The sequence below is a fragment of the Streptomyces sp. NPDC018263 genome (assembly GCF_055562575.1).
Genome location: NZ_JBVHFA010000011.1, coordinates 20,322 through 29,384, shown reverse-complemented (window position 1 = coordinate 29,384; position 9,063 = coordinate 20,322). Strand labels below are relative to the sequence as shown.

Genomic DNA, 9,063 nt, shown 5'->3' with positions numbered 1-9,063 from the left:
TCCCGGCGCGGGCCGCCCCCCCCCCCCCCCCCGCGCCCCCCCCGCCCCCCCCCCCCCCCCCCCCCCCCCCCCCGCGCGGCGCGCCCCCCCCCCCCCCCCCCCCGCGGCCGCGTCCGTACCGTGCCGGGAAAACAGCGGCTGTCGATGTCCGAGGTCTCGCGTAGGCTCGCAGGTGACAGGAGACAAGCGGTCCGAGACGAGGGAGGGGGCCCACGTGCTCATCGACACTTACGGCCGGGTGGCCACCGACCTGAGGGTTTCACTGACCGACCGGTGCAATCTGCGCTGCACGTACTGCATGCCCGAGGAGGGTCTGCAGTGGCTGGCCAAGCCGGACCTGCTCACGGACGACGAGATCGTCCGCCTGATCGACCTCGCGGTGACCCACCTGGGCATCGAGGAGGTCCGCTTCACCGGTGGCGAGCCGCTGCTCCGCCCCGGCCTGGTCGGCATCGTGGAGCGCGTCGCGGCCCTTCAGCCGCGTCCCCAGATGTCCATCACCACCAACGGCATCGGCCTCAAGCGCACCGCCGCCGCCCTGAAGCAGGCGGGCCTGGACCGGGTCAACGTCTCGCTGGACACCCTGCGCCCCGAAGTCTTCAAGACCCTCACCCGGCGCAACCGCCACCAGGACGTGCTGGACGGCCTGGCGGCCGCGGCCGAGGCGGGCCTCACCCCGGTCAAGGTCAACTCGGTCCTGATGCCGGGTCTGAACGCGGACGAGGCCCCCGACCTGCTGGCCTGGGCCCTGGAGCACGCCTACGAACTCCGCTTCATCGAGCAGATGCCGCTCGACGCCCAGCACGGCTGGAAGCGCGAGGGCATGGTCACCGCCCAGGACATCCTGGCCTCCCTGCGCACCCGCTTCGAGCTGACCGCCGAGGGCGCCGGCGAGCGCGGTTCGGCCCCGGCCGAGCGCTGGCTGGTGGACGGCGGCCCGCAGCGGGTCGGCGTGATCGCGTCGGTGACGCGCCCGTTCTGCGCGGCCTGCGACCGCACCCGCCTCACCGCCGACGGCCAGATACGCACCTGTCTGTTCGCCACCGAGGAGACCGACCTGCGCGCCCTGCTGCGCTCCGGCGCGCCGGACGAGGAGGTCGCCGAGCTGTGGCGCAAGGCGATGTGGGGCAAGAAGGCGGGCGCGGGCCTCGACGACCCGTCCTTCGTCCAGCCCGACCGCCCGATGTCAGCGATCGGCGGCTGAGTCCGCCCACTCCCGGAGCGGGACCACGTCCTTCAGGAAGCCGCGCACGCCGAGGAACTGCGAGAGATGCTCGCGGTGCTCCTCGCAGGCGATCCAGGTCTTGCGCCGCTCCGGGGTGTGGATCTTCGGGTTGTTCCACGCCAGCACCCATACGGCGTCGGCCCGGCAGCCCTTCGCGGAACAGATCGGTGTCTCACTCACACAGTGATTCTCGCAGAGGGGATTCACGCGGCCGGACCGGAGTGAATTCGCGCGGAAACGGCTGCGAACAAGGCGACGCCGAGCAGCCACGGGGGGAGCTGCCCGGCGTCGGTCTGTCGCTCCGACGGGGGATGCGGAGCGCGTACGCAGTATGTCACGCACCACTGGCCGACCGGCACAAGAACAGCATGATTGAACTGAGCTTTTCCTGAGCTTGGCGGGAAGCAGTCTTCCGCTTTTTCCGCTCCCACGCTGCTCAGGCTCGGTCGGAACGTTTCTCCCGAGACTCCGCCCCCGGCCGGGCCGACGCCCGTTCCGGGCCGGAATCCGACCGCTCCGCTGACTCTTCGTCACGCGACTCGTCACGCGGTGCTGTGAGCATCGGCTTGGACGGCATCACGACGAAGGTCGACGGAAGCGACTGCGGCCGTTCCCGCCCCGCGTTTGCGATCACCACGGCGATGTACGGCAGCGCGGCGCCCAGCACCAGCGCCACGATCGCGACGTACCGCTCCACGTTCCACAGCGAGGCGGCCAGGATCACGGAGACCGTACGGATCGACATCGAGATGACGTACCGCCGCTGCCGGCCCCGCACGTCCTCGGCCAGGCCGGTCCGGGCGCCGGTGATCCGGAACACCTCGCCACGCTGCTTGCCCATCAGTCCACCATCCGCCCGCACGGGTCCGACCCCGGCCCTGAACCGCGTCCGGGCCCGAACCGGTCCCGGCACACCCACCAACGGTACGCCGCCATGCCGCCGCGATCGATACCGGGGCGCCGTGCGGCCTGCGGGAACGTGCACCGTGCGGGCGCCCCCGGCATGCGGGAGGGCGGGGGCGCGCCCAGACTGGCCAGGAGGATCAGGACGATCGGATCGATCAGGTCGGACCGGACGAGGAGGCCGCCATGGGCTGGCTGTGGGCGATCATCGTGGGATTCGTGCTGGGCCTGCTCGCCAAGGCGATCATTCCCGGCAAGCAGCACAGCCCCCTGTGGCTGACCACCATCTGCGGCATCCTGGGCGCCCTGGCGGGCAACGCCATCGCGCGCGGACTGGGGGTGGCGGAGACGCGCGGCATCGACTGGAGCAGGCACATCTTCCAGCTCGTCGCCGCGATCATCATCGTGTTCTTCGTGGACATGCTCTACACCGCGACCCTGGGCAAGCGCCGCAAGCGCAAGTACGAGGAACGCGTGTGACGCGGGTACGACAGAGGGCGGCCTCCCCCACGGGGAAGCCGCCCTCTTCCACAGGCGTCAGGCGCCCGTGACCTCGACCGCGGCCAGGTTCTTCTTGCCCCGGCGCAGCACCAGCCAGCGCCCGTGCAACAGCTCCCCGGCGTCCGGGACGGCGTCCTCGGTCGCGACCTTGACGTTGTTCACGTAGGCCCCGCCCTCCTTCACCGTGCGCCGCGCGGCCGACTTGCTGGCCACGAGACCGACCTCGGCGAGCAGGTCCACCACCGGGCCCAGCTCAGCGACCTGGACGTTCGGCAGCTCGGACAGCGCGGCGGCGAGCGTCGCCTCGTCCAGCTCCGACAGCTCGCCCTGGCCGAACAGCGCCTTGGACGCGGCGACCACGGCGGCCGTCTGCTCCGCGCCGTGCACCAGCGTCGTCAGCTCCTCCGCGAGCGCGCGCTGCGCCGCACGTGCCTGCGGACGCTCCTCGGTCAGCCGCTCCAGCTCCGCGATCTCCTCGCGGGACTTGAAGCTGAAGATCCGCAGGAACTTGGAGACGTCCCGGTCGTCCGCGTTCAGCCAGAACTGGTAGAAGGCGTACGGCGTGGTCATCTCCGGGTCGAGCCAGACGGTGCCCGACTCGGTCTTGCCGAACTTGGTGCCGTCCGCCTTGGTGATCAGCGGGGTGCCCAGCGCGTGGACCACGGCGTCCGGGTCGACCCGGTGGATCAGGTCGGTGCCCGAGGTGAGGTTGCCCCACTGGTCGCTGCCGCCGGTCTGGAGCGTGCAGCCGTAGCGCCGGTACAGCTCCAGGAAGTCCATGCCCTGGAGGATCTGGTAGCTGAACTCGGTGTAGCTGATGCCCGCGTCGGAGTTCAGCCGCCGGGAGACGGCCTCCTTGGCGATCATCTTGTTGACCCGGAAGTGCTTGCCGATGTCCCGCAGGAACTCGATGGCCGACAGCCCCTGAGTCCAGTCCAGGTTGTTGACCATCACGGCCGCGTTCGGGCCCTCGAAGTCCAGCAGGGGCTGGATCTGCGCGCGCAGCCGCTCCACCCACTGGCCGACGACCTCCGGCGCGTTCAGCGTGCGCTCGGCGGTCGGCTTGGGGTCACCGATCAGACCGGTCGCACCGCCGACCAGGCCCAGCGGGCGGTGGCCCGCGTCCTGGATGCGGCGCATGGTGAGGATCTGGACCAGGTTGCCGAGGTGCAGGCTGGGCGCGGTCGGGTCGAAGCCGCAATAGAACGTGACAGGACCGTCCGCGAACGCCTTGCGCAATGCGTCCTCGTCGGTGGAGAGGGCGATCAGCCCACGCCACTTCAGTTCGTCGACGATGTCCGTCACGGTTCTCGTGTCTCCTAGGTGATCATGCGGCGGTCGGGTGACAGCCGAGTACGAGGTTATACGCCCTGGCTGACAGAGCTCATATTGAATTCCGGCACGCGGAGCGCGGGCATCGCGGCCCGGGTGAACCAGTCGCTCCACTCGCGGGGCAGCGTCTGCTCGGTGCGGCCCGCCTCGGAGGCACGGCCGAGCACGCCGACCGGCGACTCGTTGAACCGGAAGTTGTTCACCTGGCCGGTGACCTCGCCGTTCTCCACCAGGTAGACGCCGTCGCGGGTGAGGCCGGTGAGCAGCAGGGTCGCCGGGTCCACCTCGCGGATGTACCAGAGGCAGGTCAGCAGCAGGCCGCGCTCGGTGGCCGCGACCATCTCGGCGAGCGAGCGGTCGCCGCCGCCGTCCAGGATCAGGTTGTCCATCGCCGGGGCGAGCGGCAGCCCGGTCAGGGCCGCGCTGTGCCGGGTGGTGGTGAGGTGGTCGAGGACACCGTCCTTGATCCAGTCGGTGGCACGGACCGGCAGCCCGTTGTCGAAGACCGAGCGGTCGCCGCCGGAGGAGTGCGCGACGACGAAGGGCGCGCAGCCCAGGCCCGGCTCGTCGGGGTCGCTGCGCAGGGTCAGCGGCAGCTCGCTGAGCCGCTCGCCGGTACGGGTGCCGCCGCCCGGCTTGGAGAACACCGTGCGCCCCTCGGAGGCGTCCCGGCCGGAGGCGGACCAGAGCTGGTAGATCAGCAGGTCGGCCACGGCGGACGGGGGCAGCAGGGTCTCGTACCGCCCGGCGGGCAGCTCGACGCGGCGCTCCGCCCAGCCGAGGCGCTCGGCCAGTTCGGTGTCCAGGGCGCCGGGGTCGACGTCCTTGAAGTCGCGGGTGGAGCGGCCGGCCCAGGCCGAGCGGGTGTGGTCGGGGGACTTGGCGTTCAGCTCCAGGGTGCCGGTCGGCTGGTCGTGCCGGAGGCGCAGGCCGGTGGAGGTGCCGAGGTAGGTGGAGACGGTCTCGTGGCTGGCGAAGCCGTACAGCTCGCGGCCGCCGGCGCGGGCGCGGGCGAACGCCTCACCGAGCGCCGGGGCGAAGTCCGCGAAGACGGCGGAGGAGGTCTCGGCGGGCGCGTCGCGGAAGTCGGGGGAGTCCGGGATCCCGCCGACCAGCGGCTGGGCGTCCTCGGCGGGTCCGGCCGCACGCGCGGCGGCCTCGGCGGCCCGCACCAGCGGCTCCAGCTCGGCCGCCGTCACCGCCGACCGCGAGACCACGCCGGAGGCGGTGCCCTGCTGCCCGTCCACGGTGGCGATCACGGTGAGGGTACGGCCGCGGGTCACGCCGTTGGTGGTGAGCGCGTTGCCCGCCCAGCGCAGGTTGGCGCTCGACTCCTCGTCCGCGATGACGACACAGCCGTCCGCCCGTGACAGCGCGAGGGCCCGCTCGACGATCTCGTACGGCTTGCTGGTCCGCGCGCTCATCGCCCGGCCTCCTGGGTCGTGTTGAGGATGTTGACGCCCCGGAAGAGGGCGGAGGGGCAGCCGTGGGAGACGGCGGCGACCTGGCCGGGCTGGGCCTTGCCGCAGTTGAAGGCGCCGCCCAGCACATAGGTCTGGGGGCCGCCGACAGCGGCCATCGAGCCCCAGAAGTCGGTGGTGTTGGCCTGGTAGGCGACGTCGCGGAGCTGCCCGGTGATCCGCCCGTTCTCGATGCGGAAGAAGCGCTGGCCGGTGAACTGGAAGTTGTAGCGCTGCATGTCGATCGACCAGGACCGGTCGCCGACCACGTAGATCCCCCGGTCGACGCCCCCGATCAGTCCCTCCGTGGACAGCCCGGCGGGGTCCGGTCGCAGCGAGACGTTGGCCATGCGCTGGACCGGGACGTGGCCGGGGGAGTCCGCGAAGGCGCACCCGTTGGAGCGCTCGAAGCCGGTCAACCTGGCGATGCGGCGGTCCAGTTGATACCCGGTGAGAGTGCCGTCCTTCACCAGGTCCCAGGACTGCGCGGCCACGCCCTCGTCGTCGTAGCCGATGGTCGCGAGGCCGTGTTCGGCGGTGCGGTCGCCGGTGACGTTCATCAGCTCGGAGCCGTACTTGAGCTTGCCGAGCTGGTCGAAGGTGGCGAACGAGGTGCCCGCGTAGGCGGCTTCGTAGCCGAGGGCGCGGTCGAGTTCGGTGGCGTGGCCGATGGACTCGTGGATGGTGAGCCACAGGTTGGAGGGGTCCACGACCAGGTCGTACAGGCCGGGCTCCACGCTGGGGGCACGCATCTTCTCGGCCAGCAGCTCAGGGATCTGTTCGATTTCGGTGTCCCAGTCCCAGCCGGTGCCGGTCAGGTACTCCCAGCCCCGGCCGGCCGGCGGGGCGAGCGTGCGCATGGAGTCGAACTCGCCGCTGGAGCTGTCCACGGAGACGGCCGTCAGCTCGGGGTGGAGGCGGACGCGCTGCTGGGTGGTGACCGTCCCGGCGGTGTCGGCGTAGAACTTGTTCTCGTGCACGGTGGTCAGCGAGGCGTCCACGTGATCGACGCCCTGCGCCGCGAGCAGCCGCCCGCTCCAGTCGGCCAGCAGCGCCGACTTCTCCTGGTCCGGCACGGTGAAGGGGTCGATGTCGTACGAGGAGATCCACGTCTTGTCGGCGTGTACGGGCTCGTCGGCCAGCTCCACGCGCTCGTCCGACCCGGCGGCCTTGATGACCTGCGCCGACAGCTTGGCCATCGCCACCGCCTGCGAGGCGACCTTCGCGGCGCCGTCCATCGTCAGGTCCACCCCTGAGGCGAACCCCCAGCTACCCCCGTGCACGACCCTGACGGCATACCCCAGGTCGGTGGTGTCCGAGGACCCCGACGGGCGCCCGTCCCGCAGCCGCCAGGACGCGCTGCGCACCCGCTCCAGCCGGAAGTCGGCGTGCTCGGCCCCCAGGGCCCGCGCCCGCGCCAGCGCGGCGTCGGCGAGGGCCCGCAGGGGGAGCGCCAGGAAGGAAGGGTCGATGTGTTGAGCCACGGGCGGGTTCCTCCTGCACGGGGTGGGATGCTCAGGAGGATACGTCGCTCAGTGGGCGATGCCGTCGATGAGTTCTCGCGCCCCTTGGCGGAGCAGGGCCACGGCGACGGAGGTGCCGAGGGTGGCGGGGTCGAGGCGGCCGGCCCACTCGTGCGCGTGCAGCACGGACTTGCCGTCGGGCGTGAACACGGCGGCGCGCAGCGAGAGTTCACCCGAGCGCTCGGTACGGGCGTACCCGGCGATGGGGGAGTTGCAGTGGCCCTGGAGGACGTGCAGCAGCATGCGCTCGGCGCTGGTCTCCCGGTGGGTGGCGGGGTCGCCCAGGTCGCTGACGATGTCGATCGTCTCGGTGTCGTCCTCCCGGCACTGGAGCGCGAGGACGCCCGCGCCGATCGGGGGGAGCATGGTCTCCAGCGTCAGGATCTCGCTCGCCGCGTCCATCCGTTTGATGCGCTCCAGGCCGGAGACGGCCACGATCAGCGCGTCCGCTTCGCCCGCCGCCATCTTCTCCAGGCGCTTGTTCACGTTGCCCCGGATGGGTACGCACTCCAAGTGCGGGTGGGAAGCGGCGAGTTGCGCGACCCGGCGCACGGAGGAGGTGCCGATGCGGGTCCCTGCGGGAAGCTGGTCCAGGGTGCGGCCCCGGGGGTCGACCAGGGCGTCCCTGATGTCGTCCCGCGCGAGGTAGCCCGCGAAGCGGGTCCCCGCGGGGATGGGGCGGTCGCCGGGTACGTCCTTCATGCAGTGCACGGCGAGGTCCGCGTCGCCGCGCAGCAGGGCGGCATCGACTTCCTTGGTGAACGCTCCCTTGCCCTCGACCTGGGCAAGGTCCCCCATCCAGCGGTCACCGGTGGTCGTGACCGGCAGTACCTCGGTGCGGACGCGGGGGTGCAGGACACCCAACTCCGCCCGCACACGCTCGACTTGGGCGAGCGCCATGGGGGAGTTGCGGGAGACGATACGAATCAGATCACCGGGCATGGGGGCACGATACGGCCACGAACGCGGCCCATGCGTCAGGGGTGACGGTGAGGGGCTGGACGCGGGTGTTCTTTGAGTCGCGGATGTGGATCGCACCAGGGCGCGCGGCGACCTCGACACAGTTGCCGCCCTCGGCGTCGCTGTAGCTGCTCTTGACCCAGGCAGACTCATCGGTGGTGCTCATAGCGTTCCTCGCATCTGTTCCAGCAGCTCCACGGTACGTCGGCAGTCCAAAGCCTGGGAACGCAGCTTGGTATAGCGCTGAAGCAGCATACTTACGTCTTTTGGTGTGGAGATCAGGTTGTTCGACCGCTGCCCTTCGGTGTAACCGAGCCACTGGTTGGCGGGCGTCTCGGCCAGGTACATCGGCCCCTCGATGCCAGCGTGGTCCTCCTGGACTCTGGGCATGATCTGGATCGAGACGTTACGCCGGGTGCCCACCTCAAGCAGGTGGTCGATCACTTGCATTGTCACCTCGCTGCCTCCCATGCGCCGATCAAGGATGCACTGCTCGATGACAAAGCTGAACTCGGTTGTGGGCCGGGTGGAGATGATCGCTTGCCGATTCAGCCGAGCCGTCACGTAGTGGTCGATCTGTTCCTGTTCTGTGGGCGGTAGCCGACGGTCGAACAGCGCCCTGATGTACGTCTCCGGCTGCAACAGCCCTGGCACTGCACGGCATTCGTAGGCGTGCAAGGAGACCGCCTCCTCCTCGATTCCCGCCCACTGCTGGAACCACGAAGCCAGCCCTGTCCGCCTCGTCAAAGTCTTCGCTGCATCCGTAAGTACTTTGGGGGCCAGCGCGCCTAGAGCTTCTTCCGTTCGTCCCGGTAGATCCGTGGGAGGAAACCGCTTCCCCTGCTCGATCTTGGCGATGTATGCGACCGAGTACCCCACGCGCTTCGCGAACTCTTCCTGTGTCAGACCAGCAAGTTCCCTGAGCGATTTCAGCACCGCGCCAAAGGTCTTGAGGCTCTCGGAAGGTTCGAGCTCGACATTGGTGCTGCCCCCGCCCTGGTCCGTCGTCATCGCAGCCGCCTCCATGTGCCCCTCAACCAGCCCAGTCCGCCCACCGTCACGGGGAGTAACCCACCCAGTCCAGAGTGTGCACTGGTACAAGCGGAGTTGTATGGGCTTCGTTCCTGTTGGCCCCCCGGAGGGACTCCTCACGCTGGAC

General features: G+C 70.3%; 10 protein-coding genes. 2 read left to right on the top strand and 8 right to left on the bottom strand.

Annotated features, from left to right (window positions below):
* Positions 1-214 precede the first annotated feature (214 nt).
* Positions 215-1,204, top strand: a complete 990-nt coding sequence (gene moaA / locus ACZ3HQ_RS28225) for a GTP 3',8-cyclase MoaA (protein WP_467515176.1) — start codon at positions 215-217, stop codon at positions 1,202-1,204.
* Here moaA and ACZ3HQ_RS28220 read toward each other — a convergent pair.
* Positions 1,187-1,405 (bottom strand): hypothetical protein, encoded by a 219-nt coding sequence (locus ACZ3HQ_RS28220; RefSeq protein WP_467515174.1) that lies wholly within the window; start codon positions 1,403-1,405, stop codon positions 1,187-1,189. The two genes, moaA and ACZ3HQ_RS28220, sit on opposite strands and share 18 nt — an antisense overlap.
* Before the next feature lie 256 nt (positions 1,406-1,661).
* Entirely contained in the window at positions 1,662-2,066 is a 405-nt protein-coding gene (locus ACZ3HQ_RS28215; RefSeq protein WP_467515172.1) for a DUF3099 domain-containing protein, read from the bottom strand.
* A gap of 248 nt (positions 2,067-2,314) precedes the next feature.
* Here ACZ3HQ_RS28215 and ACZ3HQ_RS28210 point away from each other — a divergent pair, with 248 nt between their 5' ends.
* Complete coding sequence (locus ACZ3HQ_RS28210) at positions 2,315-2,608, top strand: GlsB/YeaQ/YmgE family stress response membrane protein (protein ID WP_030815588.1); 294 nt, start codon at positions 2,315-2,317, stop codon at positions 2,606-2,608.
* Positions 2,609-2,665: 57 nt separating this feature from the next.
* On the opposite strand, the gene tyrS is transcribed toward ACZ3HQ_RS28210, so the two are convergent.
* The 6 genes from tyrS to ACZ3HQ_RS28180 are packed head-to-tail and all read right to left on the bottom strand — an operon-like array spanning position 2,666 to position 8,915.
* The gene (tyrS, locus tag ACZ3HQ_RS28205) at positions 2,666-3,934 is read right to left on the bottom strand and encodes a tyrosine--tRNA ligase (RefSeq protein ID WP_467515170.1); all 1,269 of its coding nucleotides are present in this window, start codon (positions 3,932-3,934) and stop codon (positions 2,666-2,668) included.
* 56 nt (positions 3,935-3,990) lie between these two features.
* Positions 3,991-5,385, bottom strand: coding sequence for a metallopeptidase TldD-related protein (locus tag ACZ3HQ_RS28200; protein WP_467515168.1), 1,395 nt, complete (start codon positions 5,383-5,385; stop codon positions 3,991-3,993).
* Positions 5,382-6,905 carry a TldD/PmbA family protein gene (locus ACZ3HQ_RS28195; RefSeq protein WP_467515166.1) on the bottom strand — a complete coding sequence of 508 codons (1,524 nt, stop codon included), beginning with the start codon at positions 6,903-6,905 and terminating at the stop codon, positions 5,382-5,384. Before ACZ3HQ_RS28195 ends, ACZ3HQ_RS28200 begins: the two co-directional genes overlap by 4 nt.
* Before the next feature lie 48 nt (positions 6,906-6,953).
* Positions 6,954-7,886 carry a hydroxymethylbilane synthase gene (gene hemC, locus ACZ3HQ_RS28190; RefSeq protein ID WP_467515164.1) on the bottom strand — a complete coding sequence of 311 codons (933 nt, stop codon included), beginning with the start codon at positions 7,884-7,886 and terminating at the stop codon, positions 6,954-6,956.
* A complete protein-coding gene (locus tag ACZ3HQ_RS28185; RefSeq protein ID WP_467515162.1) occupies positions 7,876-8,070 on the bottom strand; it encodes a DUF397 domain-containing protein in 195 nt (64 codons plus the stop codon). The genes hemC and ACZ3HQ_RS28185 overlap by 11 nt, the downstream gene beginning before the upstream one ends.
* Positions 8,067-8,915, bottom strand: a complete 849-nt coding sequence (locus ACZ3HQ_RS28180) for a helix-turn-helix domain-containing protein (protein ID WP_467515161.1) — start codon at positions 8,913-8,915, stop codon at positions 8,067-8,069. The genes ACZ3HQ_RS28185 and ACZ3HQ_RS28180 overlap by 4 nt, the downstream gene beginning before the upstream one ends.
* Between the last annotated feature and the right edge of the window lie 148 nt (positions 8,916-9,063).